This is a genomic window from Mesorhizobium subarcticum (genome assembly GCF_055456085.1).
The window spans coordinates 3,421,023-3,442,799 of the sequence record NZ_CM144237.1; the positions used below are offsets into that span (position 1 = coordinate 3,421,023).

30 protein-coding genes are annotated in these 21,777 nt (G+C 60.9%); 13 read left to right on the forward strand and 17 right to left on the reverse strand.

Annotated elements, in window-relative coordinates:
• Positions 1-62: 62 nt before the first annotated feature.
• The gene (locus ACZYHG_RS16710) at positions 63-257 is read left to right on the forward strand and encodes a hypothetical protein (RefSeq protein ID WP_464609478.1); all 195 of its coding nucleotides are present in this window, start codon (positions 63-65) and stop codon (positions 255-257) included.
• Between the two features lie 10 nt (positions 258-267).
• On the opposite strand, the gene ACZYHG_RS16715 is transcribed toward ACZYHG_RS16710, so the two are convergent.
• Positions 268-612: a low affinity iron permease family protein gene (locus ACZYHG_RS16715; protein WP_464609479.1), complete on the reverse strand. Its 345-nt coding sequence runs from the start codon at positions 610-612 to the stop codon at positions 268-270.
• Between the two features lie 121 nt (positions 613-733).
• On the opposite strand from ACZYHG_RS16715, the gene ACZYHG_RS16720 reads away from it, so the two are divergent.
• Both ACZYHG_RS16720 and ACZYHG_RS16725 read left to right on the forward strand, forming a co-directional pair.
• On the forward strand, positions 734-946 hold the full coding sequence (locus ACZYHG_RS16720) for a hypothetical protein (protein WP_155256376.1): 213 nt from the start codon (positions 734-736) through the stop codon (positions 944-946).
• A gap of 31 nt (positions 947-977) precedes the next feature.
• Positions 978-1,493 carry a hypothetical protein gene (locus ACZYHG_RS16725; RefSeq protein ID WP_464609480.1) on the forward strand — a complete coding sequence of 172 codons (516 nt, stop codon included), beginning with the start codon at positions 978-980 and terminating at the stop codon, positions 1,491-1,493.
• A 182-nt stretch (positions 1,494-1,675) separates the two neighbouring features.
• Here the strand turns inward: ACZYHG_RS16725 and ACZYHG_RS16730 are convergent, their stop codons facing one another.
• Together ACZYHG_RS16730 and ACZYHG_RS16735 are read right to left on the reverse strand one after the other, a co-directional pair.
• A complete protein-coding gene (locus ACZYHG_RS16730; RefSeq protein WP_464609481.1) occupies positions 1,676-2,227 on the reverse strand; it encodes an SOS response-associated peptidase in 552 nt (183 codons plus the stop codon).
• A 45-nt stretch (positions 2,228-2,272) separates the two neighbouring features.
• Positions 2,273-3,625 (reverse strand): IS5 family transposase, encoded by a 1,353-nt coding sequence (locus ACZYHG_RS16735; protein WP_464614706.1) that lies wholly within the window; start codon positions 3,623-3,625, stop codon positions 2,273-2,275.
• A gap of 245 nt (positions 3,626-3,870) precedes the next feature.
• Between ACZYHG_RS16735 and ACZYHG_RS16740 the strand changes: the two genes are divergently transcribed.
• Together ACZYHG_RS16740 and ACZYHG_RS16745 are read left to right on the forward strand one after the other, a co-directional pair.
• Positions 3,871-4,230 (forward strand): hypothetical protein, encoded by a 360-nt coding sequence (locus ACZYHG_RS16740; protein ID WP_464609482.1) that lies wholly within the window; start codon positions 3,871-3,873, stop codon positions 4,228-4,230.
• Entirely contained in the window at positions 4,227-4,415 is a 189-nt protein-coding gene (locus tag ACZYHG_RS16745; protein WP_464609483.1) for a hypothetical protein, read from the forward strand. The genes ACZYHG_RS16740 and ACZYHG_RS16745 overlap by 4 nt, the downstream gene beginning before the upstream one ends.
• Before the next feature lie 5 nt (positions 4,416-4,420).
• Here the strand turns inward: ACZYHG_RS16745 and ACZYHG_RS16750 are convergent, their stop codons facing one another.
• On the reverse strand, positions 4,421-4,666 hold the full coding sequence (locus tag ACZYHG_RS16750; RefSeq protein WP_464614707.1) for a hypothetical protein: 246 nt from the start codon (positions 4,664-4,666) through the stop codon (positions 4,421-4,423).
• A gap of 268 nt (positions 4,667-4,934) precedes the next feature.
• Between ACZYHG_RS16750 and ACZYHG_RS16755 the strand changes: the two genes are divergently transcribed.
• Both ACZYHG_RS16755 and ACZYHG_RS16760 read left to right on the forward strand, forming a co-directional pair.
• Positions 4,935-5,228: a hypothetical protein gene (locus ACZYHG_RS16755; RefSeq protein ID WP_464609484.1), complete on the forward strand. Its 294-nt coding sequence runs from the start codon at positions 4,935-4,937 to the stop codon at positions 5,226-5,228.
• Positions 5,229-5,348: 120 nt separating this feature from the next.
• On the forward strand, positions 5,349-5,570 hold the full coding sequence (locus ACZYHG_RS16760) for a hypothetical protein (RefSeq protein WP_464609485.1): 222 nt from the start codon (positions 5,349-5,351) through the stop codon (positions 5,568-5,570).
• A 50-nt stretch (positions 5,571-5,620) separates the two neighbouring features.
• On the opposite strand, the gene ACZYHG_RS16765 is transcribed toward ACZYHG_RS16760, so the two are convergent.
• The 7 genes from ACZYHG_RS16765 to ACZYHG_RS16795 form a co-directional block, all read right to left on the reverse strand.
• Positions 5,621-5,812 carry a hypothetical protein gene (locus ACZYHG_RS16765; protein WP_464609486.1) on the reverse strand — a complete coding sequence of 64 codons (192 nt, stop codon included), beginning with the start codon at positions 5,810-5,812 and terminating at the stop codon, positions 5,621-5,623.
• 305 nt (positions 5,813-6,117) lie between these two features.
• Positions 6,118-6,591 carry a hypothetical protein gene (locus tag ACZYHG_RS16770; RefSeq protein WP_464609487.1) on the reverse strand — a complete coding sequence of 158 codons (474 nt, stop codon included), beginning with the start codon at positions 6,589-6,591 and terminating at the stop codon, positions 6,118-6,120.
• 7 nt (positions 6,592-6,598) lie between these two features.
• The gene (locus ACZYHG_RS16775) at positions 6,599-6,859 is read right to left on the reverse strand and encodes a hypothetical protein (RefSeq protein ID WP_464609488.1); all 261 of its coding nucleotides are present in this window, start codon (positions 6,857-6,859) and stop codon (positions 6,599-6,601) included.
• Positions 6,860-7,105: 246 nt separating this feature from the next.
• Positions 7,106-7,315 (reverse strand): hypothetical protein, encoded by a 210-nt coding sequence (locus tag ACZYHG_RS16780; protein ID WP_464609489.1) that lies wholly within the window; start codon positions 7,313-7,315, stop codon positions 7,106-7,108.
• 101 nt (positions 7,316-7,416) lie between these two features.
• A complete protein-coding gene (locus tag ACZYHG_RS16785; RefSeq protein WP_464614708.1) occupies positions 7,417-8,106 on the reverse strand; it encodes a Crp/Fnr family transcriptional regulator in 690 nt (229 codons plus the stop codon).
• A gap of 271 nt (positions 8,107-8,377) precedes the next feature.
• Positions 8,378-8,608, reverse strand: coding sequence for a hypothetical protein (locus ACZYHG_RS16790; protein WP_464609490.1), 231 nt, complete (start codon positions 8,606-8,608; stop codon positions 8,378-8,380).
• A 213-nt stretch (positions 8,609-8,821) separates the two neighbouring features.
• Positions 8,822-9,202 (reverse strand): hypothetical protein, encoded by a 381-nt coding sequence (locus tag ACZYHG_RS16795; protein WP_464609491.1) that lies wholly within the window; start codon positions 9,200-9,202, stop codon positions 8,822-8,824.
• Positions 9,203-9,533: 331 nt separating this feature from the next.
• On the opposite strand from ACZYHG_RS16795, the gene ACZYHG_RS16800 reads away from it, so the two are divergent.
• From ACZYHG_RS16800 to ACZYHG_RS16810, 3 genes are all read left to right on the forward strand, one after another.
• Positions 9,534-9,713, forward strand: coding sequence for a hypothetical protein (locus ACZYHG_RS16800; protein WP_464609492.1), 180 nt, complete (start codon positions 9,534-9,536; stop codon positions 9,711-9,713).
• Positions 9,714-9,802: 89 nt separating this feature from the next.
• Positions 9,803-9,982, forward strand: coding sequence for a hypothetical protein (locus ACZYHG_RS16805; RefSeq protein WP_464609493.1), 180 nt, complete (start codon positions 9,803-9,805; stop codon positions 9,980-9,982).
• 63 nt (positions 9,983-10,045) lie between these two features.
• Positions 10,046-10,528 carry a GNAT family N-acetyltransferase gene (locus tag ACZYHG_RS16810; protein ID WP_464609494.1) on the forward strand — a complete coding sequence of 161 codons (483 nt, stop codon included), beginning with the start codon at positions 10,046-10,048 and terminating at the stop codon, positions 10,526-10,528.
• Between the two features lie 25 nt (positions 10,529-10,553).
• Here ACZYHG_RS16810 and katE read toward each other — a convergent pair whose 3' ends face one another.
• The 3 genes from katE to ACZYHG_RS16825 form a co-directional block, all read right to left on the reverse strand.
• A complete protein-coding gene (katE, locus tag ACZYHG_RS16815) occupies positions 10,554-12,662 on the reverse strand; it encodes a catalase (RefSeq protein ID WP_464609495.1) in 2,109 nt (702 codons plus the stop codon).
• A gap of 162 nt (positions 12,663-12,824) precedes the next feature.
• Positions 12,825-13,040, reverse strand: a complete 216-nt coding sequence (locus tag ACZYHG_RS16820) for a CsbD family protein (protein ID WP_464609496.1) — start codon at positions 13,038-13,040, stop codon at positions 12,825-12,827.
• Between the two features lie 324 nt (positions 13,041-13,364).
• Positions 13,365-13,454 carry a putative RiPP precursor gene (locus tag ACZYHG_RS16825; protein ID WP_464609497.1) on the reverse strand — a complete coding sequence of 30 codons (90 nt, stop codon included), beginning with the start codon at positions 13,452-13,454 and terminating at the stop codon, positions 13,365-13,367.
• Positions 13,455-14,368: 914 nt separating this feature from the next.
• Between ACZYHG_RS16825 and ACZYHG_RS16830 the strand changes: the two genes are divergently transcribed.
• Complete coding sequence (locus ACZYHG_RS16830) at positions 14,369-14,503, forward strand: hypothetical protein (RefSeq protein WP_464609498.1); 135 nt, start codon at positions 14,369-14,371, stop codon at positions 14,501-14,503.
• Here the strand turns inward: ACZYHG_RS16830 and ACZYHG_RS16835 are convergent.
• Positions 14,500-17,028, reverse strand: a complete 2,529-nt coding sequence (locus ACZYHG_RS16835) for a patatin-like phospholipase family protein (protein ID WP_464609499.1) — start codon at positions 17,026-17,028, stop codon at positions 14,500-14,502. The genes ACZYHG_RS16830 and ACZYHG_RS16835 overlap by 4 nt on opposite strands.
• A 123-nt stretch (positions 17,029-17,151) precedes the next feature.
• Positions 17,152-18,183 carry a hydroxyacid dehydrogenase gene (locus ACZYHG_RS16840; RefSeq protein WP_464609500.1) on the reverse strand — a complete coding sequence of 344 codons (1,032 nt, stop codon included), beginning with the start codon at positions 18,181-18,183 and terminating at the stop codon, positions 17,152-17,154.
• Between the two features lie 205 nt (positions 18,184-18,388).
• Here ACZYHG_RS16840 and ACZYHG_RS16845 point away from each other — a divergent pair, with 205 nt between their 5' ends.
• Both ACZYHG_RS16845 and ACZYHG_RS16850 read left to right on the forward strand, forming a co-directional pair.
• Positions 18,389-19,462 carry a LacI family DNA-binding transcriptional regulator gene (locus ACZYHG_RS16845; RefSeq protein ID WP_464609501.1) on the forward strand — a complete coding sequence of 358 codons (1,074 nt, stop codon included), beginning with the start codon at positions 18,389-18,391 and terminating at the stop codon, positions 19,460-19,462.
• Between the two features lie 57 nt (positions 19,463-19,519).
• Positions 19,520-20,374 (forward strand): sugar phosphate isomerase/epimerase family protein, encoded by an 855-nt coding sequence (locus ACZYHG_RS16850; protein ID WP_464609502.1) that lies wholly within the window; start codon positions 19,520-19,522, stop codon positions 20,372-20,374.
• 187 nt (positions 20,375-20,561) lie between these two features.
• Here ACZYHG_RS16850 and ACZYHG_RS16855 read toward each other — a convergent pair whose 3' ends face one another.
• Entirely contained in the window at positions 20,562-21,770 is a 1,209-nt protein-coding gene (locus tag ACZYHG_RS16855) for an FAD-dependent oxidoreductase (protein WP_464609503.1), read from the reverse strand.
• Positions 21,771-21,777: the final 7 nt, after the last annotated feature.

Consider the following 21,777-nt stretch of genomic DNA (forward strand, 5'->3'; position numbering starts at 1 on the left):
TCAGGGCAAACGGGCGCTTGGTAGCCAACTCAGGTGCTCCCGCCATCGACGCGGAGACTGAAATGGCACAAGACCACTCAGGCAAAAGGGTTACAGCTCTGGACTGCGAGATCCTTCGCGGCGCCTTCAGACGATCGGTCGTGGAAAATCGCATTGCCGAACGGGAATGGCGCATGCGCGCCCGGGTGCTGGCGCGCGAATTGACAGAGCTCGACCAGATCGATCCGGACATTGTGGAGCGGATCGTGCGCATCTAGGCCTGCCTGGCTATGCCTGCTCCATGCCGGTTTGCGCCGCCTCTTCCTCGAGCTTGACAAGCTTTGCCTTGATCTCCTTCGGGTCGGCATGTTCCAGCCCGACAACATCGTTTCTGGTGTCGTTGAGCGCGACGATGATCTCATCGAGCTTGGCGTGGATGGCGGCGGTGTCGCGATAGCCCTGGATCAGGACCACACCGGTGATGACGATTGCCGCGACCGACAGCGCGTAGGTGACGGCGTTTGTCAGGCCGAAAGGCACCAAGGCGGTACACACCACCATGGCGATGATCATGACGTAGAAACCCGGCGGACGGGACAGGAAATCAGCGGCGACGAAAAGGATCTTGTTCATGCTGCCCGCAACCCTCCTGGTGTTCACCGGCGATCATGATGCCTGCAAGTTCGGGAAAGGGGTTTTGTTCCAGGAACTTAGGCGGCCTCCCGAAGTTGTGCAGAGGTGAAGGAGGCCAGCCATGCCGAAATACCAGATCGACGAGATGGATGGCGATGCGCTTTCGGCTTCGCATGTCGCCAGCGGCGCCACCGCTCTCGAGGCGCTGCGCAAAATCACCGGCAAGACCATTTCGACGCGCGCCTTGCAGAACCACTGGTTCAGGGTGGTCGACGAAAGCGAGGGCAGCGTGTTCGAATACAGCGTCGAGCACACGCTCACCGCGCGTCGCTAGTCTTTCGCGCCGTTTTGCGGCCGATGGGCTTGTGTTTCGCGACGGCCTTGGCGGGGGCCTCCGCCGAAAGCCGCTGCTCGCGCAGCCGAGCGGTCTTGGCTTCACGCGCCTGACGTTCAAGGTCAATGATCGTCTGGGACTCGCGGGTGGCGCGTTCAATCCGGTCCTTGTCCTGGGGCAGTCGGGCCACGGCATTCTCCTCCTGATGCTTCGGTGGCACTCAAAATGCGGGCCGGCGAAAAATGTTCCGGCGGCCAAGCCTCAGTACGAAAACGACATCAAATTTGTCGTTTGCGTGCCAGTTTTTGGCTCATTCGTCCCTCCAGATGACCCGCTTTTCCCATCTGATTTCGACCAGACGTCTGAACCTGATGGTTACATGTTCCTGCCCCACGGGGTGGAACAGTTCGGCGTTCATCGATTCCTTGCGCCCGCATTTTTCGCAGCGGACTTTCGCCCTGACCTCATCGATGCTCACATTGCCGATGACCTCCCGGAGCTCCTTGGGCTTGTAGAAGCGCTTGATGTTGCAATGGCCGCAGCGTAGCCGCGCAACCTGCCCGGCGTCATGGGCATGCATCAGGGTCCACGGCATCCCCTTCGGCCATTTGTCGGGTTGATCAGGCATGGCTGAAATGAGGAAAATATTCCTCTCTCGTCAAGGGCCTGTGAGCTGTACCCCCCCTGATTTCGGTCGAAGCGGGCAAGATAGCCACAGGGCAGGGCCGATTACGCGCTTTCGGGGCGTACGGTCTCCACCAGAAGCGAGCCAGCCGGAAGCGGCCGCAACAGTTCGGTTTCCGGCTTGGTCAGATTGATCCAGGCTGCCCACTTCTCTGGCTGGAGAACCACGACCTGCCGGTTGTGATAGGGCGCGATGTCAGGCCCGGGCTCCGTCGTCAGCATGGTGAAAGTGGGTGGCTTGTTGCCGACGGCCTCCCGCCAAAGCCCGGCGATGGCCAGGAACGGGGAGCCGTTGAGCGTAAAGCGATGTTTCGCCTTCGGATATTTCGCGCCGGTGAATTCGAAGAATCCGGACGCCGGCACGAGACAGCGTTTGCTGTTGGCGAATTGCCGGCCTTCGCTGCGGAAGTTGAAGACGGGACCGCCCTTGGGACCGGCCGGTGGAAACCCGAATGTCATTGAAGCCAGTTCGATAGCGTCGCCTTCGGCGGCGCGGCGCATGATGGGAGCCGGATCGTTGATGCGAATGTCGCCGGCCTGGGGCAGGTCGAGTTCGGTCTGATGGCTGGGTATTCGAAGCGCCAGAGACGCCATCATCCGGCAATATTCGGCCCAGGCTACATAGTCGGCCCTGAATAACGGCTAAGGCGTTGATATTCCGAACGCGTGAAGACGGGTGGAAGCATCCGATTTCGCCGTTTTCGGCTGGAGTGCTTGCAGGCACCAGGCAAGCCAAAGCGCGAGAACCGTGAGGACCAGGCGCAGATTGTGGCCTGCGGCGACGAGCAGCGCATTGGTCGCATCGCCATCATGGCCGAGGAGGAAGTTGCGGTCCAGTCGGCCGTCGGTCTTCATGTGACCGATGGTGGCCTCGATGGCCGATCGTCGTTTCAGTTCCCGACACATGGTGGCCGTCAGGCCACGCTTGCGGCCGGCGATCATCACCGATCCCGCGCCGGCATAGTCGTGGCCGCGATAGCCCTTGTCGACGTAGATGCGGTCCGGGTCGACGCCGCCGATCTCCACCGCCTGATCGACCGTTGCTGCGAGCGTGTGGCCATCATACGGATTACCCTCGAACGCCTTGGCCGCCAGCACGAGGCCCTCGCGATTGGTTGCCGCGATCCCGACCTTGCAGCCGAATTCGTAAGGGTTGCGGGCTTTGCCCTTCGAGATGCAGACCACCTCGGGCGCGTGCAGGGAGTAGATCTTGTTCCTGTCCTTCGGCTTCTGCGCCAAGAGCCGCTCGACGAGCCCGAGCAACGGGGCAAATCTGGCCTCGAGTTCGGCATTGCCGGCGATCTTGCGACCGACGTCGCGGAACACCCGGCCGAGATAGGTGCGAAGGCGCTTGAGTTCGCGACGCATCCGGCGGAACTGCCGGGCATGCGCATAGCGACCCGCCCGTACCGCCGCTGCCTTGGCCAGCCGCATGTGGCTCTGCCTGAGCATGATGCCGTACCGCTTGGCCTGACGCACCAGGATCTGGATTGCCTTGAGGTAGAGCCGGCTGTCGGTGGGGTGGGCGATCGCCTTCGGCTGCACCGTCGTGTCGACGGTGATCCGCTCCAGCGAACCGGGCTTCGCAGTCCCCGTCTCGAGTGCGACGTCGACGCTTGCCTTCAGCATTTCCTCCAGCCCCTCGGACCCGATCCGCTTGCGCCAGCGCGTCATCGTGCTGGCATCGATCGGCGGCTCGTGCTGGAAGAACTCGAAGCCGCAGAAAAACTGCCAGTACGGGTTCTCAACCCAACGCTCCACCATTTCTTCGTCGGACAGGTCGTGGACGTGCTTGAGGTAATGCAGACCGACCATCAGCCGCGTCGGCTTGGCCGGCCTGCCGATCGGGCGATAAAACCCGCCAAACGCTTCGTCAAAGCGCGACCACGGCATCAATGCCGACAACCGGACCAGCGGATGGCGCGGATTGATGATGGCATCGAGGCGCTCGCGGAACAAATCATTCTTACCGGACGACGGACGGGCTGGAAGCATTGCAAAAACACCAGGAAACGACAGATCGAAGGTGGTTTCCGGCATTCTCCAATACTTCAAACCCGATGGGAATCCCTGCAACGCAAGGGATCCAAGAGTTTTTCAGGGCGAACTACATATTGTTCGTAATCATTGCACATGTGTCTCAATCCCACTTGCAGCGATCGAATTCCAACACCCTTGTCGACCCAGGGAAGCGGCCAGGCAAGAACGCCATGCCAGGATAGCAGAGTGCCTGATGTTCCATGCAAAACCTGAGCCGCATGGCTGAGCCTCCGTACGAAAACGACACCACATTTGTTGTTGTGCGCAAGCGCAATCGCCCTAAAGATCAGATGTCACCGGCCATGAAACGGGCGCTGGTGCTTGAGAGTGTCGTGTACTCCCGCCCGGCCGGGAGATTTGTGGTGGACGACCAACACGAGCCGGGCGGCATGATATCCGCTCACGATTCTCACATTTTGAGAAATGCCTTCAAGGCATCGGTCGCCGAGCTGCAGCTGCCGGAAGCGCAATGGATGGAGCACGCCAGTGCGATGATGCGTGACCTCACCGGCCGTCTTCACGTCGATACCAGCTTCATCGATTGGATTATCCGCAAGTGAAGAAGCCATCAGCCGCCAGGCTGGCCAACGACAATGTCACACCTGAAGATCACCTTGCCGCGGTAACGTTGGCTATCCATGCCACGTTGGGTGGCCTGGCCGCGCCGGTCGACATGCTGATCGATGCTTTAGGCTTCGAGGCCCCGGCGGACGCAATCACGCCGCCGTCGGCGCGAGAGCCGTGAGATTCTCACGCATCCGAAGGATTGGTCTTGCCGGCGCCCTTTCCGCCGCTCAGAAGACCGAAATCTGCTGAACGGGTGCCGCTGCTGGCGTGCAGAAAGCCCTCGGCGGCCAGGCCGCGGCGCAGCAGTTCACGCACGGCAGCCGCGCGGCTCGGCATGCGCTTGTCGAAACGCCACGTGTCGAGCGCGGCGAATTCCTCTTCGTTCAGCATGACTTGCAGCCGTTCGGGACGTTCGAGATTGTCGGTCATCATGGCCTCCATCTCCCGGCAATCCAGCCGGTGAGCCGAATGAGTAAGTGACTTATCTGCCTCACAATCTGCCAATGGCCTATTTGGTTCCAAGACAGTCAAACACATTTGTTGCACCGCGTACTCATAGTGCTTGGCTTGCCACACCGGCTCAACATACTAACTAATTGATTTTATTAATCTTTTGTTGAGATTTGCCTTGCTTTAACGAAGCCGGCGGCGCATGGTGAAAGGGAGGGAAAACCCAGTCCCAGGACAGGAGTTTGCCATGTACACCTACCCGATCGAGCTGCGCGACGACCTGAATTACACGTTGGTCAAGACAATCTACGAGTATGGCATCGTCAATGTTCCGGTCTTGGCGGCGCAGCTGACCGGGCGCCATGACAATCTGTCCCTGGCGGACGCCGAACGGCTGGTGCTTGGCTTTGCCGAATTCTACTGCGCACCCATCGTGTTCGACCGCTCGGGGTGCGATTGGCGGCTGAAAGAGCCGGTCGGCCCAGACAATGACGGCCTGCTTCTCGACATCGTCCAGAACGAGTTTGGCCGCGCCGCCTGAGCAGCAATTGTCCGTTTCCGCCAATTCTTCTGGTTATTGTCTGACAATAAGCCTAATCTTCTGACAAGAGCGACCCGTTAATCGGACCGGCCTCTCGACATCGTCTGATGAGAGACGCCTGTGAAACACACCGACCTGCTGGAACTCCTCAACCATCTGCAATCCCTGTTCGCGACGGCTCACAAGGCCATTTCCGGCAGCGGGCACCACGAAATGATGTTCGAGATAGACGCGCTGGTCGGCGTTGCGAATGAAGAGGTCCGCAGGAAGATCCGGTCGCTCGAGGTCCAGCGAATCCGGGCACTTCGATCCACGTCAAATGCGCTCGATGCAGCGGACTGATCCCGAATTCCCAGCCCCGCGCCGACTGTCCTTGCCAAGGCGTTCTGGCGTTACTTGCGGATGATGCGAAGGATAATCTCGGGGTCGACAACAGTCGATCCGGTCAGGTCCCTGACCATTTCCTCGGCATGGCGGACCCATATGGCTTCGGGCAGCAAGCCTTCGGCGACCAGGCTTTTGAATGCACTACGAAGGGTGTGGAAATCGAGGGCAGAGACCTGGCTGTCGGCGCCGTCGTTCATCGTCTCAACTCCCTCAGGGCGGGAGTACGATGTACACTCTCAAGCACCGGCGCCCGTTCAGTGGCCAGCGACACCAACATTGTACGCTTCCGACAATCGGATAGCGACTCTTGGTACGAAACCGACAAATGTAAGCCCGCCACCGAGGGGTCAGTGGCGGGCTTAGTGAAAAGTTGTTTGACCAACTCTCCGGCGCCTTTTTCGGCCGGGGGGCTTCCGAGGCGCTATGAGGAACGGGCTGGCGACCAAGAGGTTCCCTGCGTGCACGAAAAGCGGCTCAGAGGTTGAGTCCGGCGCCGGGGTCTTCAATAGCGTGGGCGTTTATCGGAAACCACGACCAGCCTCCCTCCGACATTCTGGCACCGTTTGCAGACGAGCTTCGATGCCAGCCGCCTTTCCGTGTTGAAGTCGTAGTGGGTCCCATAGATTTCGATCAGACCATCGAGATCCAGCGCGCGCAAATGACCGCAACGCGTATTGCCGCAATAGACACTGAGGCCCATGCCTTGTTCCCGAAGCTCGCCGAGTTTTGCAGGCGCTGCGACCGGAACGATTATGTCTTCAGGCATGGCTGAGTTCGCCACCGCCGCGAGAATGGGTTTTCGAAACTCGGCCCGGTCAATGTTGCCGATCGCGTGAACCGCCTTGTCTTCCGCGACCCCCATGAGGGAATCGATCTCCCCCATTGCTTCGATATGCCCACGGACAAACAAAGCCCGTCGCAACATGTGCAGTGCATCTCTCGTTTCGCAAAGTGTCGTCCGCAGGGTGAGGGGCATTTCGCTTTCACTCCTTCATGTAGCTGTCGGGAAGACAGTCGGCTTCGAGCGCCGCCGAAATGAAAGCCCGGTGGACCTCCCTTGTGCTGCAGCGTCCCACCCTTTGCCCCACCAGGGCGGCAAGCGCGGCCAGAAACATGGGGCCATCGGACGGCCAGTCATCTGCCAAGGCGTCGGACATCTCTGGAAGTGTACAAAGGACCGCGATGGTCCCGTCACTTCTCGCGATGGGAATTCCGGAAAAGATACTTGGTCGGTTAATGGTCATTGCATAGCTCCCGCTTGGGCGGGAGGATGTCAAACACTCTCAAGCACCAGCGCCCGTGCAATAGCTGATGACATCTTGATTAAGCACTTAAACAAGGCGCCGTCTATTAACTATGACGCATCGGAACAGCAATATCTGATTGGGTTAAACTTCACCATTTACTTCTAAGGAACCGTACGAATCCGACAAGTTTCTTGGCGTGTATTGGTACAAAACCGACAATGTCGGCGGCTCGGGCAATTCGCTTTAGATGCGCGAAGCGAGCCGGGTCAGCCCTACGCGCATGCGCTGGCTGTCGGCAAATGAGCGGGCGTAGGATTCCACATCAAACGTGCTCAAATGCGCGTTGCCATTGATGACGACCCGAACATGCCATTCGCCCATGCTCTCGCTGACTTCGACGCCATCTGGAACGAGATTTGGCGGAATACTATTTGGTTGTTTTGCTTCAGCCATGACTTTCATCCCTAAAGGGCGAAAGCACCTGATTTGGCTCCCAAGCGTCCGTGTGCCGTGGACGGCGGACGACTTTCGAATTGTACGCTTCCGACAATCCGTTAGCCAGTCAATTCCGCCGCCGACCCGATCGCTCCGAAAAGCCTGGTGTATTCAGCTTCCGGCACCCCATATCCGCCACTGGCCAGCGCGATCAGTCCAGGGCGGTCCACTATGACGACCTCACTGCGCAGGGACCGGATCAGGGCAAGACCTTCCAGTTCCTGCAGGGCAACGGTGACGCCTGGCCGCCTGACGCCGAGCATCGTGGCGAGGAATTCGTGGGTAATGGAAAATCGTACGCCCACGACGCGGTCGTCGCACATCAGCAACCACCGTGCTAACCGGACCGTCAATCTCAGCCGCGCGTTGACGAGTGCGGTGCACCCAGTCTGGATCTGCAGGGAATTGACAAAGCGCAGCAGGAACAATCGCAGCGTGGGACTGCTCGTCAGAGCGGCGGTAAAGCTGCCCGCGTCGATGCGCATCGCCTCGCCTTCGAGTTGCACGAAGCAGGCTTGCGGCGAGCGGTCGTCGGCCATCACCAGGGAAGCCCCAGCCATTCCCTCATAGCCAATGAACCCGATCTCCGCCTCGTGTCCGCTGGACGTGCGCGCGACCACCGACGCAATTCCACACTCGATGAAGTAGACGGCCTCAATCGGCACGTCGGGCGTCACAAGCGGCATTCTCAGCGGCAGGGCCACAGGATGCAAATCGGGCTCAAGGAGCGCGAGATCATCCGCGCTCATCCTGCGCAACAGCCCATTTCGGAATGTTGTCGGAGGCGAGGCCTCACCAGCGAGGGCCTGGCCGGTGACAGTCGATTTCAGGATTTCGTAATTCATCATGTAGCTCCCGCAGGGGCGGGAGTACGATCGACACTCTCAAGCGCCAGCGCCCGTTCAGTGGCTGGCGACAGGAGAACTGTACGCTTCCGACATTCCAATAGCGAGTCATTCCATGCGGGCAGTGTCTTAGTTTGAAATTCGAAACTGCCCGCGCCATTCCCCTACTTCTATGTCAGCCGGTGCGCCGCTCGAAATCATTGCGCCGCGCCTGCATCTCTGCGAGCAGATCAACTTCTTTGAACAGGCCGTGTTGAAAGACAGATATAACAACGATCGCCAACCCTTCGGCATCGCTGGACGCGCTATCCCATTTGCAGTCGGTGCAAATCTTATCGAATACACGCTGGCAGATTGCCAAGTCTTCCGGACTCAAGAACTCGCTTTGGGGAGTAAAGTTCAGCATCTCAACGCCTCACAGGGCGAGAGTGCGATATGTCTCTCAATCAGCGAAGCCCTTGGCCTGATCGCCGATAGGCTATTGTACGCTTCCGACAATCGGTTAGCGAGTCATTCCTCCAGATGGCCGTTCCTCTGGATGGCCTTTTTGCAAGGGCCGGGCTTCGGCGCGACGGCGTCCATCTTGAACCCGCGCCGAATTGCTTTTCCGAATATCGTCTCAGAGGGGGTGTGGCGACGAAATAGCGGAGTGATCCGCACCATCAGCTTGAGGGAAGCGCGATGCTCCGCCGCCACCTGAACCAACTGCCTCGGCAGCCGATGGTTCCGTGATTGTCGGTTCGATCGCCCACAGGACGGGCTGTTGTGGAGATGGGGATACGAGATCGACCTCGCTGAGCCATTCGTCGTAGCTGGAGTTCATGGCGGCATGCAATTCCACCGAATTGTCCGTGCCGCCCTGGAACAGTTCCATGACGCGGCGGCCAAGCCGCTCCCGCGCCGCGTGACCCGCGCCAATGCCTGCCTGGCGGCAATACTCGTCGAGCACTTTGGCCAGGATCGAAAGCTGATCTGAATCGGCCGAGCCGTTGAAGATCATCGCGTTTTTCCCATCGTGGGGCGAAAGCGCGATCGGCTCTTTAAAGCGCCAGCGCCCATTCAACGGCCAGCGACAGAGCGACTGTACGCTTCCGACAATCGGTTAGCGAGTCCCGCGAACTGTCGGAAACGTACCAAGCGACCTTGTTCATTGTTCGGCCCCCGGCAACTCGCTAGCTTTGCGACGCAGCGGACCTCGGATGCCGCCTTGGCCGACACGGCCACCACCCAACCCGCCATCGCCATCGGTGAGAATGCCTCGAAGGCCCGTGAATGGAGACGCTGATGCCGAGAGATAGATCTGCCTGATGCCGGGGGACAGGTTCGAGTGCATGAAGGAAGACTCCGGCGACTGGATGGTGTGGGACCACAAGGGCGGCGCGCCCGCAAGACTCGGCGGCGTTGAGCTGCGCGGCCAGGACCGGCATCGGGCCGAGATAGCGCGCGACATTCTCAGACGGATCTTCCGGAACGGTCCGGACACGACGCGGAGCGACCCTTCGGACGCGTAAGGCGAAGTCCGGCCCTCGATGCGAGACCAGCACGGACGGGAACCGCACGCCTCCAGAACGGTTTATCCGCGAAGCGGAGGACTGCATCCATGGTGGTGAGTATCGAACAAGCGCTGGCGGACGCGATCCTGGCAATGCGGATGCTGCGGAAATCCATCGAGGACCATGGTCATCTCGAAGCGATGATCGACTTCGACAAGGTGATGGCCGACGCGGTTGAAGAAGCCGAGAAACAACTGACCAGGCTGCAGGCTTCCGGATCGTCGTGAACCGCGCCGGGGAGGGCGCTTCCTGACATTGGAACGGCCACGAGCCACCCGCGTTGTGGAGCGATGAATTACATCATCCGCAAGGGCACACCCGCCGACGACCCGACCTTGATCCGTCACTATCGGGCGCTGTGGGAAAGCTATGGCGTCGAGCCGGTCAACATCAAGGACGATGCCGAGGATGTCACGCTAGACTTCATCTTGTCAGGGCGCCGGGACTATGAACTGGCGAGCTTCTTTGCCGAAGCGGATGGCGTTGCCGTGGGATCGCTTGCGTGCCAGGTGGAACATCTTCCCTATCCCGATGTCACCGTGCCGTCGTTTCGCAAGCACGGCTATATCTGGAGCGTCTACGTCGACCCTGCCGCGCGGCGAAACGGGATAGCGCTTGCGCCGGTGCAGGCCGGGATCGCCTATCTCAGGTCGATCGGCTGCACGAAAGCCGTGCTTCACGCTTCGGATGCCGGCGAGGGCGTCTATCTCGCTGCCGGCTTCACGATCGCCAAGGAGATGCGGCTGGATCTGGCTGCGCCGGCAGTGGCCTGAGCGCAGCCAGATCCAATTCGGCGGTTTAGCCCAGCTTCACCTTCGGCTCGCGTGACCAGAAGCGCAATTCGCCAAGCCTGGCGACGAAGCCTGCGGCGTCCTTGGTGGATGCCAGCGCAATGACCGCCTCATCCCTTGCAATGCCCGCCTTGTCCAACAACGGGGCCGCCGCTTCGACGAAGCCGATGAACTTGCAGTGCGCGAAGGCGTCGGCGACGAAGTCGCGGGCGGTGGATTCCTTCAAGAGATCGGCCATTGCGGGTTTTGCCGGCAGCAGCGCGATCGCGTCATAGAGCACCGATGGCGCGCCTGCGATCATCTGCTGCGCGTCGATCCAGCTGCCGTCGCTGGCCTTGGCGCCGCCGACCTTGGGCGCGATGATCTCGAACTTGGCGCCGGCCTTGGTCAGCGCTTGCTTCAGGGCATTCAACAAGCCGGCATCCGTACCGTCGGTCACCAGTATGCCGAGCTTGCGGCCCTCGAAACGGCCGGGGCCGTTCTTGAGGATGCTGAGCGCATCCGACGCGGAAAGATCCTTGCGCGTCGGCACCGCCGCATCGGCAGGCTTCGGCATGGCCTTCAGACCAAGCGCATCCGCCACCTTGGCGGCCAGCCCATCATCGATGTTGAGAAGATGGGAAACGACCCGCTCGCGGATGACAGGCGTTTGCACCTTGCTCAGCTCGAAGGTCAGCGCGGCGGCAATGTGGCCTTGCTCCACCGGCTGCTGGCTGATGTAGAACTGGCGCGCCTGGCTGTAATGGTCGGCAAAGGTTTCCGACCGCAGCCGCGCCTTCGGTCCGGCCTCGACTTCGGCGAAGGAGCGGAACCCGTTGGCCGGGGATTCACGCGGGCCTTCATCCCATGAATTGGGCTGGTAGTTGGCGCGCCCGATCGGGTTGCGCATCGCCATGTGTCCGTCCTGCTGGAAATTGTGGAAGGGGCATTTCGGCGCGTTGATCGGAATGTGGGTGAAGTTGGTGCTGCCCAGCCTTTTTATCTGCGTGTCGAGATAGGAGAAATTGCGGCCCTGCAGCAGCGGGTCGTTGGAGAAGTCGATGCCGGGCGGCACGTTCTGCGTCATGAACGCGACCTGCTCGGTCTCGGCGAAGAAATTGTCGGGCATGCGATCGAGCACGAGGCGGCCGACCGCGATCGGCGGCAACACCTCCTCGGGGATGAGTTTCGTCGGATCGAGGATGTCGAAGTCGAAACTGTCGGCGAAGGCCTGGTCGAACAGCTGCAGCTGCAATTCCCATTCGGGGAAATTGCCGGCGTGGATAGCGTCCCAGAGGTCGCGGCGGTGGAAGTCGGGATCGGCGCCGTTGATCTTGACCGCTTCGTTCCAGGCAACCGACTGCAGGCCGAGCTTCGGCTTCCAGAGGAATTTGACGAAGGTCGATTCATCCTTGGCGTTGAGCAGCCGGAAGGTGTGGACGCCGAACCCTTCCATGAAGCGCAAGGAGCGCGGGATGGCACGGTCCGACATCGCCCACATGATCATGTGCATGCTTTCGGGCGTCAGCGAAATGAAGTCCCAGAAATTGTCATGCGCGGTCTGCGCTTGCGGGAAGTCGCTGTTGGGCTCGGCCTTCGCGGCATGGATCAGGTCGGGAAACTTGATCGCATCCTGGATGAAAAACACCGGCATGTTGTTGCCGACAATGTCCCAATTGCCCTCCTGCGTGTAGAGTTTGACGGCGAAGCCGCGCACGTCGCGCGCAAGGTCGGCGGAGCCCTTGTTGCCAGCAACGGTGGAGAAGCGCACGAAGGCCGGCGTCTTTTCACCGGCGCGCTGGAAGATGTCGGCGCGGGTGTATTTGGCCAAAGATTCGTAGGTTTCAAAATAGCCGTGGGCGCCATAGCCACGGGCATGGACGACGCGCTCAGGAATGCGCTCGTGATCGAAATGGAAGATCTTTTCGCGAAAGTGGAAGTCTTCGAGCACTGTCGGACCACGGGCGCCGATCCTCAGCGAGTTCTGGTCGTCGGACACAGGGCCGCCTTGCGCGGTGGTCAGCAGCGGCGTCGAACCCGAGGCGGTTTGATGCAGTTCGCCGCCTTCGCCGCGCTGCAGTTTCTGATCGTGGATGGTCGCGGACATTCCAGCCGGTTTCGATGCTTGCTTGGCCATTACTGAGATTCCTTGAGGGGTCAACACGCGGGCTGCGCTGGTTCCTCAATCTCCCTGACGGCAATGCGTTCCCTGCCGATTTCAGATCCGGAAACTCAGATCCGGAAACGGAGAAGGCCGCCCGTTCGCACGGGCAGCCCTCGATTCACCTTGACCGGAACCTCAGAGGTTCTTGTTGATCTTGGCCGCTGTCTTGTTCGTTGCATCCTTGACGGCCGACTTCGCATCGCCAACAGCCTTCTGGACCTTGCCCTTGGCTTCCTGCGCGGCGCCTTCGGCGCGCAGACGATCATTACCGACGGCCTTGCCGACGCCTTCCTTGGCCTTGCCGAGAGCCTGATTGGCGAGACCCGATGCCTTGTCGCTGGTGCTACCCATGAGATTTTCCTTTTTCCGAAATTGCTTGCCTGACCGGCGAGGACCAACGTCGCTTTGTTTGGAAAGTTCCGATGCGTTTGAGAGCCAGCAAAACGAAAGGCCCGCCACCGACGCGAATCGTGACGGGCCTTCTGGAGTACACCGGGCGTCCCACCGCCCGGCTGTGTGGAAAACTTCACGGCGCGATGATCGTTCCATCACAACAATAAGCCCGCCACTCAGAAAGCCCGCCACCTCGGGGAGCGGCCTTTCGGGCGTTGCGGATCGGGCCGGTGCGAGGTCGCGACCTCGCTCATGTCTTCAGTTCTTCGACAGCAATGCGCCTCAGATGCAAATCGAGGTGCAGCTATCGGCTGTAACCGCCGAGAGTTTCTCACGCTTCAAAAGCGTCGGCTTGGCGTAGGTTTTCTTCATGTCCTATCCCCAGGGTAAAAATCAGCGTGGGCAAATCGAAGGGGCGCAGAGGGCGGTCACCGTCGACAGCCTGTCACGCTTCAGAAGCGTTGGCCTGGCGTAGGTTTTCTTCATCGTGTGTTCCCCGCCGATCATTACCCGCAAATTTCCGAAGTGGGGCAGGCGGCGGTCACGGCCGAAAGCCTGTCCCGTTTCACCAGAAGTGGCCTCTGGCAGGTCTTTTTCATGAAATCCCCCATTGCTTGACAGTGCCCCGAGGTAAACGCATGGGTGCGACCCGTGTCAAGCAATGGCTAAAATAAAAGAGACCCCGCCGGCTGGAGCCTGGCGGGGCTTGATTGGAGGATCAATGGATCGAATGGGAGACGATCCGGATAAGGAACGCAGACGTGGCGCGGAAGTTCCGCACCCTGGGAGGGGGCACCCCAGTCCCCGGGCGGCGGCGCGCAGATGATCGCCCGCGCCTGTCGGCTTTCCGGCGTCGGCAGGCCGCTGATGGCTTGAAGCTCTTTAGCCGGCTCTTGTCGTCACATGCGCTGGGGCCGTCACATGCAATGGGAAAGACACTGAGCTGCCGTTACCAACGACAGTTTCTGGCGCTTCAGAAGCGTCGGCCTGACATAGTTTTTCTTCATTTTGTTTCCCCTTGCCCAAGTTTGCCGGCCGAGCTGACGCAGGGGGAAGGCTAAAGTCAAAGCGTTTCGCGGCCTGGCGTTCGCGGCGGGTGCTATTTTAGCTTCTATTGATGCCAAAATCACGCATAGCCGGCTGATGCCAAAATCACGCATAGCCGGCGCAAAAGCCGCGCGAGGCTCCGGCAAACTCTGTCGCCGCCTTCAGCGTTTCACACTCGGCGGTGGCCATCGCCACGGCCACCGCCGCTCCCGCTACAAAGAAGGCGAGAGGGTTTGGAAATGCTGGTTCGCGAAAGCGATCAATGGACAATCGATATCGACGTTCGCCTGGCGTCGCTGCTCGCGGCCGTGGCTGGCGCACTCAATGCGGAGGGTTTCCAGGCCACCGGTTTCGCTTTCCTGGAATTGCTCTAGATGTGCGACACCGTGGCCGCCGCCATCTGTTCTGGCACGTTGAGCAGGGCGAGAGCCTTGGCCACCTGGCTTTCCCAATTCTCAGGCGCCGCCACGGGCTGTCCAAAATCGTCAGCGCCGGTCAGAAGCCCGCGTGCCGCATGGAACCCCAGAGCGCGATAAACCTCGAACTGTTCCTCGGTGAAAAACTGGTCGACGGTCGTTTCGTGAGGGAAGGATGGATTTCGCTTGAGATAGTCGAGAATGTAGTCGTTCTCATCCCCGCTCAATGACGATTTGATATAGATCAGGACACCCGTTTCGTCGTCGTCATAGCGGATGACGCCAATGGCGGCGTGCGGACCATGCTTGCCTGGCGGGCCGTCAGGGCCATAGGGAGTGGCTGGCGTGACGCCCAGGGCATGCTTCTGGATCGTCTGCCATCCCAGATCGATCCTGACGCCGAGATCAATGCGGGCCATGACCTCCAGATTGACCAGCGAAGGAAACGTCAGCGCCGGGTCGGCCTCGGCGTCGACCGCAACGATGACCTTGCAGCGCCGCCGAAGCAGTTCGTAGATGCCGAGATTCTCGATGTGTCCGCCATCCGTCAGGTACACGTTGAGCATGTTCTCGCTCAAAAGGCCGGTTGTCTCGGCCGCGAAATACCATGTGCCGACATTCGCGACCCATCGGTTCACCCAGTTCCTGAACGCCGCGATCCTCCAAGGGTTGGCAAGCCAATAGCCGAGCCGGATATTCAGCAAGGAGAGGCTGAATGTGATGATCTTGATGGTTTGCCGCCCCATATTCGCCGACGCCGCCGCGCCCGAAATTGCCATCGCTGTTGCGAGGCTGAGGTCGGGCACCACCTTCTCGATGTCTTTCGATGCGACATAGCGGGTCGACTGGCTGCCGACGTAGAGCGGGCTGAAGATGAAATTGTCGGCGTTGCGGCCACGCTTGTTGAGGTCCTTCGAGCCCTCGAGGTTTATCGCGGCATTCGCGAGGAGATATGGCGAGAAGGCCGCCCCCTCCATCCAGTTTCCCGCGTCATCGACAGGTTTCAACGACGAGAATTTCCATGTGTCGACCGTTTCCGACGGATGCTGACCTATGGTGCTTCTCTGCATGAGGAAGGCGCGGCTGAGGCGATCCCGGTAGAGCCTGTGGAGAGAGTTCGAGTTCGGCCCGATCAGCAGGCAGATGGCTGAAAGAACCAGAGCGATGCCCAGATATGTCGCGCCGATAGGCCCAAGCCGGGAAAGCGGCCCGATATACCAGTCCGCCTCGCATCGCGAGATTGTTTTCAGCCAGGGTGGGGTTTCAACGCCGCACCAGTTGTCGTCTTTGCGGATCGCCCAATAGCTCAGATATATATACGCCACCCACAGCATGAACGGCACGATCACGGCGGCAAGATACAGAATGAACCGGCTGCTGTTCTTCTTGATCGTCGCGGTCCAGGTTCCATCGCCGAGTGCCGCATCGGCGAGCTTGGCGAGTTTTTGTGCGACGGAGATCAGAACCGCCAGCGTTGGAACGAGTGCCGTGGCAAGGGAAGGCAGAATGCTCGCGAAAGCCGAAAGAAAATCCTGAAATGGTTCTGCCAGAACAAAAGTCTGGTCGGCCGAACTGATGACCTTGCCGTTTGCGTTTGCAAGCATCCCCGAAAGCACGAGGGGTTGCAGGTCGAAAATGACCGAGGCCAGCACCACGGCAACCAGAAGACCAAGGCCACGGCCGAGAATTTGGCGGCTCTTCAGCGTGCCGGTGGGAAACGTGAATGAGGTGTAGAGGGCACTGCCGAACATCAGAAATGCCGCGAAGGCCCCGAGAACCACGGTGTGCGCAAAATATTTCATGGTGCCGCTCAGCATGGGCAGTTTCGAAGCTGAAATGCCGAAGAAGCCGGGCGTCACCAGATCGGCCACGGTTGGATTGATCGCGATGGTGATGACGGCGAGCAACAGCAGAGCCGGCAGAACGATCAAGGCGTTGACCACCAGGCCTCGCAACACCAACGCGATGCTGACCAGATAGTCCGGAGCGCCTGCCGGGGCCAGGAAATTGGAGAAGTCACGCAGGTGCTGCGTTTCAGGCGTCTCTGCCTCATCAAGCCGGCTTTCGAACGGGAATGTGCGGCTGTCCTGCATCATCCCGGCCACGACCGATGTACCGATATAGCCGCCGCCCGACACGGTGGAGAGATAGTCGACCGCATCGAGCGGGCGCGGACTGCCCGCGGGTGAGAGCGACTCCAGCGCCTGCAGGACGCCAAGGCAATAGGAGGCGGAGCGCACGCCGCCGCCCGACAGGGCTATGCCCGTAAGATTGCTCGCTTCGTCCGTCCTAACGGCACCGCGCTGCGGGTCGGACCTTGCGTCGTCGAGCGCCGCAGCGTTGCGATCGACAAGAAAGTGGCGAACTGCATTGCCTGCGGCCGGTGATCTCTGTTGCGCCACAGCGCCACTGCGGATGCGCATGCGACGGAAATTGATGACGCTCAGTTCCTGGCGAAAGACATCGATAAAATTCAGGTACACGCCCGATCTCCATATCCAAGGAAACGCACGCTGGCTGTATTGTAGGGGATATCCTTTTTTACTAGAGCCGGTGTTGTCGTCGATGTCTACTACGAGCGGTGGCGGCTTTACTTATCGAGCCGCCTAATTCCTGTCCGCCGGCTTCGAGCGCATCCTTGACACCGTCTCGCGTTCGGCGCGTTTGGAGCGCAGCGGCGGCAGGCCGCGGTCGATCAGGTCCATGTCTTCCAGCACCATGTCGCCCATCCGCTTGAAGGCGATGTCGAGCGCGCCGGCGCGGTGGGCGGAGCGCAGGAAGCCGGGGATGGTACGGACGGGATGATCCGGCGCCAGCGGCTCTTCGGGGAAGACGTCGCTGGCGGCGACGATGTGGCCGCTCCTCACCGCTGCCATCAGCGCGGGGAAGTCGACGACGCCGGCGCGGCTGAGCAGGATGAAGGCGGCGCCCTTGCGCATCGAGGCAAAGGCCGGGCTGCCCAGAAAACCCTGGTTCTCAGAGGTCACCGAGGCGACGACGAAGACGAAATCGCTCGATGTCAGGACATCGTCGAGCGAGGCCGGCTCGACGCCACTGTCGATGAGGATCGACGGCGGCAGCCAGGGATCGAAAACCTTGGTGCGGGTGCGGAAGCCCGACAGCAGCCGGTTCAGCGCACGGCCGAGATCGCCGAAGCCGATGATGCCGACATCAGCGCCTGAAAGCAGCCGCGCCGTCAGATTGCCGTCGCCGCCCCACAGCTCCTCGCCTTTGCGGAAGGCGAGGTCGGCATCGACGATGTTGCGGGCGAGGTTGAGCGCCATGGCAAGGCCAAGCTCGGCCACCGGCTCGGCGAAGACGAGACCCGTGGTGACGACATGGATGCCGCGCGCAAACAACGTCTCATAAGGCATGTTGTTGATGAGGTTGGTCTCGACATTGAAGACGCAGCGCAGCGCCTTCATTTCAGCCAGGGTGTCCGCCGAGATTGGCGGCTGGCCGATGATGTAGCGAGCCTCTCCCAGCACATCGGCCGGCAGTTTCGCCACGCCCTCGGCGGTCGTCTCGACAATGCGGTAATGCGCCTTGAGGCGCGCCAGTTGCGGCGGCGTGAAGATCAGCTCGAGCGTGCGTGGTTCCGGCGCGCTGATGACCAGCGGCAAATCCCTGTTTGGCATGACGATTCCTCCCGGCGCGATGCTACAAGCGCGCTTTTGCTTTGGACATGTCGTTATCCCAAAATCGCTTTATAGTTTTTGGGCAGTGTGTGGCTCGGCGGCTAAAATACCGCCGGTGAACCGATTTACAACTCTGAAAAATCGATTTACTCATTTCACCAGCGGACAAGAAGGTGCTGATGTCCGCGCCTCGGGAGGAGGATCCATGGCGCATAGGCAGGACCAGCAGCGGCGTGCGTCGATCCATGACGTGGCAAGCCGCGCCGGCGTGTCGGCCGCCACCGTCTCCAAGGTCATGGCCGGCGTCACCACGGTAAAGCCCGAAAATGCCCAGCGCGTGCTCGATGCCATTGAGCAACTGGGCTACCGCGTCGATCCGCTGGCCTCCGATATGCGCAGAGCCAAGCGCCGCATCATCGGTGCCATCATGCCGGAATTCGAAAGCGAATTCTTTGGCCAGATGGTCACCCAGCTCGAGAGCCTGGCCGAGCAGCGGGGCTACACGCTGCTGGCGGCATCGAGCCGTGAATCGGAAGCGCGCGAAACGGAAATTCTCGCCCGCATGCATGACTGGCGGGTTGCCGGCGTGGTGCTGGCGCCGGTGCGCAACGAGCATGGCCCGGCGGCCGACTTCATGAAAGCCAATGGCATGACCGGGGTGCTGATCGACCGCGTGCTTTCGGACGACGCCTTCGACACCGTGTCGGCCGACAGTGCGGCCGCCAGCGCCGAAGTGGCGCGCGAGCTGATCGGCAAGGGGCACCGCCACATACTGGTCGTCGGCCTCGGCGAGCAAGCGGCCACCGTGCGCGCCCGCCTCGACGGATTTCGCACTACGGCGATGAAACTGGCGCCGGATGTGCGCATCGATGTCGTGCTGGCTGAAACCGATGTCGAGCCGCTCAGGGCGCAGCTGCGCGACTATTTTGACAGGGTTGAAGGCAGGGGTAGGGGAGCGCGCCCGACGGCAGTCTATTCGCTGTTCCTCAAGGGCACGCTGGTGGCGCTGTCGGAATTCCGCCGCCGTGGCTGGCAGTGCCCCAACGATATTTCGCTGGTCGGCTTCGACGATGCCGAATGGATGCAGGTGACATGGCCGGCCATCGCCGCCGTGGTGCAGCCGGTGCGCCAGATCGCCGGCCACGCCATGGAGGCCTTGTTTGCCAGGATTGAAGGTGGGGAGGGGCCGCCAAGAGCGCGGCTCGAGCCTTGCCAGGTTTTGATGCGGGAATCCGTTGGCTCGCCAGGCAGCGGCCCGCATTCCGGAAACCGACCATAGCCGCATAGCCGGCAGCGCCGCGGCCGCGGTGGCGCACCAACAGAAAGGCTAGAGTTGATGAACGTTTTTGGACTGCACACGTTTGCGATTGCCCCGGTCTGGGACCTTGACCTGATCGAGCCGCAGATGGAGCGGCTGAAGGGGCTGGGCATCGGCCTGCTGGAAATCCCGCTGCTGCGTCCCGAGGAGATCTACACCAAGCGCACGCGCGCCTTCGCGGAACGCTGGAATGTCGAGCTTATTCCGTCGCTTGGCCTGCCCGCTTCACTCGATGTCGTGGCGCGGCCGGATGAGGCGCTGGCCTTTCTCGAACCGGCCTTCGGCGTCTGTGAGGCGGTGGGAAGTGCTGCCCTTGGCGGCGTCACCTATGGCACGATCGGCAAGACGTCCGGCCGCGCGCCGACGGCGGATGAAATCGACGGCATGTGCCGCTTCCTCGTCCGCGCGGCCAAGGCCGCCAAGGCGCATGGGCTGAAGGTCGGCATCGAACCTTGCAACCGCTACGAGACGCACCTGATCAATCGCGGCATCGACGCCACGCGCATCATCGAGCGCGTCGGCGCCGACAACATCTTCATCCATCTCGACACCTACCACATGCATATCGAGGAGGAGAGTTTCGAGGCCGGCTTCAAGGCGGCCGCACCTTTTCTCGGCTACGTCCATGTCTCGGAAGCCAATCGCGGCGTTCCGGGGCGCGGCATGCTCAACTGGGCGGCCTGCATGAAGGCGATCGCCGATATCGGCTATACCGGCGCCATCACGCTGGAAAGCATGAACCATGTCGATGTCGACATTGCCGGCGGGTTGGCCGTATGGCGCCCGGTGGCGGAGAATCCGGACGATGTGATCGGGGTAGGGTTGCCGTTCCTGCGTGAGGCGGCGCGGAAGGCCGGGCTGCAGCTGGGGTAAGGGCGAGCGTCATAGCCCAGTTAGCCTCTGAGGCCGGCGGGACAGAGGGGGTGAAGGATCGCTACAAAACGGCTTTCGCTTTGCGTCGCACCTACGCCGCTTGGGCAGGGCGAGCGCTTCCCTTCTCCCGGGGAAGGAGAAGGGAAGACGCCTCTGCCTTCAATAGCGAGCGAGAGTGGGAGGACCCTCACGCCATTCCGGGCTCCCGCCGCAGTCCCAAATGGCGCACCTTGCGGCCGATGATCATCAGCTGACGCGCCGTGTTGTTGCGCAGGCGCCGCACGCGCCATTCCAGTCCCGGTTCGGTGGTGATCTGCTTGGCGTAGATGCTCACACGCATGCCTTCCTCATCCGAAGCCACCTTGATCGGGTCGTCGTAGAAGGCGTTGATCTTGTCCGCCGTCATGCCTGGCGTTTCCAGCCAGCGCGGAATGTGGACCGAGCAGAGTTGGTCGACATCGACCATGACGCGCCCGATGCCGACGCCCGGCGTCGGGCATGTCGTCACGAATGCGTCGCCAATAAAGACGACCCCGTCGCGGCGATGGCCCTGCGTCGTGGTCAGATTGACCTGTCTGACCTCGACGGGACTTGCCACTTCGAAATTGCCGCATTGCGCCGCGATCTCTGGCATCAGCTGACAAAGCATCTTCTGCGGATTGTCACGGAAATCCCGCGTCCATTGATCGGCGACGGTTCGGTAGACGAACATGTTCGCCCGCATCTTGTTGCCGATGGGAAAGACGCTGAGATAGGCGATGCGGTCCGAGGCCCGCTTGCCGTAGCAGGTGACGGAGCGATAGGCGCATTCATCCGGGGCAATCGCGAGGTCGAATCCCATCGACAGCGAATGCGCCTTCGACAGTTCGACGCGTTCGACGCCGATGGCGCGCCGTATTGCCTCGCTGTAGCCGGTGGCCACCACCAGCAATCGCGCGTCGATGACGGCGCCGTCGGCCAGCACCAGGCGCTGCCGGTCCGGTCCGGTCGAAACCTCGGTTACCTTGCCGACCGTCAGCGGCACTTGCGGCGGCAAGGCGTCGCGCATGCCGTTGATCAGCCCGCCATAGGAGAATGCGTATTCCCACTTCTTTTCAAACGCGAAGAACTGGCCAAGGCGGAACACATGAATGTCTGTGAAAGGGGTGACCAGAGGCATGACCATCTTGTCGAGGCCAAGTTTCTCGAACAGCCGCATCTGGCTCATGCCGATCTTCTCGGCCCGGAACTCGTCGTGATGAATGCGGTGCGGGTCGATCAGCGCCACCTTGCGGCCGGCGTTTGCCAACACCGTTGCCAAAGTGATGCCGGCCATTCCGGCGCCAATGATCGCCACGTCCACTTCGGCCGGGCCAGCCGCGGCGATAGTCATGTCTCTACCCTTTCTGCTGGTCATTGTTTTT

Coding starts and splice junctions, on each gene's coding strand:
- ACZYHG_RS16710 (WP_464609478.1), top strand. CDS start 63: ATGGCACAAGACCACTCAGGCAAAAGGGTTACAGCTCTGGACTGCGAG.
- ACZYHG_RS16715 (WP_464609479.1), bottom strand. CDS start 612: ATGAACAAGATCCTTTTCGTCGCCGCTGATTTCCTGTCCCGTCCGCCG.
- ACZYHG_RS16720 (WP_155256376.1), top strand. CDS start 734: ATGCCGAAATACCAGATCGACGAGATGGATGGCGATGCGCTTTCGGCT.
- ACZYHG_RS16730 (WP_464609481.1), bottom strand. CDS start 2,227: ATGATGGCGTCTCTGGCGCTTCGAATACCCAGCCATCAGACCGAACTC.
- ACZYHG_RS16735 (WP_464614706.1), bottom strand. CDS start 3,625: ATGCTTCCAGCCCGTCCGTCGTCCGGTAAGAATGATTTGTTCCGCGAG.
- ACZYHG_RS16740 (WP_464609482.1), top strand. CDS start 3,871: ATGCAAAACCTGAGCCGCATGGCTGAGCCTCCGTACGAAAACGACACC.
- ACZYHG_RS16750 (WP_464614707.1), bottom strand. CDS start 4,666: ATGACCGACAATCTCGAACGTCCCGAACGGCTGCAAGTCATGCTGAAC.
- ACZYHG_RS16755 (WP_464609484.1), top strand. CDS start 4,935: ATGTACACCTACCCGATCGAGCTGCGCGACGACCTGAATTACACGTTG.
- ACZYHG_RS16765 (WP_464609486.1), bottom strand. CDS start 5,812: ATGAACGACGGCGCCGACAGCCAGGTCTCTGCCCTCGATTTCCACACC.
- ACZYHG_RS16770 (WP_464609487.1), bottom strand. CDS start 6,591: ATGCCCCTCACCCTGCGGACGACACTTTGCGAAACGAGAGATGCACTG.
- ACZYHG_RS16775 (WP_464609488.1), bottom strand. CDS start 6,859: ATGACCATTAACCGACCAAGTATCTTTTCCGGAATTCCCATCGCGAGA.
- ACZYHG_RS16780 (WP_464609489.1), bottom strand. CDS start 7,315: ATGGCTGAAGCAAAACAACCAAATAGTATTCCGCCAAATCTCGTTCCA.
- ACZYHG_RS16785 (WP_464614708.1), bottom strand. CDS start 8,106: ATGAGCGCGGATGATCTCGCGCTCCTTGAGCCCGATTTGCATCCTGTG.
- ACZYHG_RS16790 (WP_464609490.1), bottom strand. CDS start 8,608: ATGCTGAACTTTACTCCCCAAAGCGAGTTCTTGAGTCCGGAAGACTTG.
- ACZYHG_RS16795 (WP_464609491.1), bottom strand. CDS start 9,202: ATGATCTTCAACGGCTCGGCCGATTCAGATCAGCTTTCGATCCTGGCC.
- ACZYHG_RS16800 (WP_464609492.1), top strand. CDS start 9,534: ATGAAGGAAGACTCCGGCGACTGGATGGTGTGGGACCACAAGGGCGGC.
- ACZYHG_RS16805 (WP_464609493.1), top strand. CDS start 9,803: ATGGTGGTGAGTATCGAACAAGCGCTGGCGGACGCGATCCTGGCAATG.
- ACZYHG_RS16810 (WP_464609494.1), top strand. CDS start 10,046: ATGAATTACATCATCCGCAAGGGCACACCCGCCGACGACCCGACCTTG.
- katE (WP_464609495.1), bottom strand. CDS start 12,662: ATGGCCAAGCAAGCATCGAAACCGGCTGGAATGTCCGCGACCATCCAC.
- ACZYHG_RS16820 (WP_464609496.1), bottom strand. CDS start 13,040: ATGGGTAGCACCAGCGACAAGGCATCGGGTCTCGCCAATCAGGCTCTC.
- ACZYHG_RS16825 (WP_464609497.1), bottom strand. CDS start 13,454: ATGAAGAAAACCTACGCCAAGCCGACGCTTTTGAAGCGTGAGAAACTC.
- ACZYHG_RS16830 (WP_464609498.1), top strand. CDS start 14,369: ATGCTGGTTCGCGAAAGCGATCAATGGACAATCGATATCGACGTTCGC.
- ACZYHG_RS16840 (WP_464609500.1), bottom strand. CDS start 18,183: ATGCCAAACAGGGATTTGCCGCTGGTCATCAGCGCGCCGGAACCACGC.
- ACZYHG_RS16845 (WP_464609501.1), top strand. CDS start 18,389: ATGGCGCATAGGCAGGACCAGCAGCGGCGTGCGTCGATCCATGACGTG.
- ACZYHG_RS16850 (WP_464609502.1), top strand. CDS start 19,520: ATGAACGTTTTTGGACTGCACACGTTTGCGATTGCCCCGGTCTGGGAC.
- ACZYHG_RS16855 (WP_464609503.1), bottom strand. CDS start 21,770: ATGACCAGCAGAAAGGGTAGAGACATGACTATCGCCGCGGCTGGCCCG.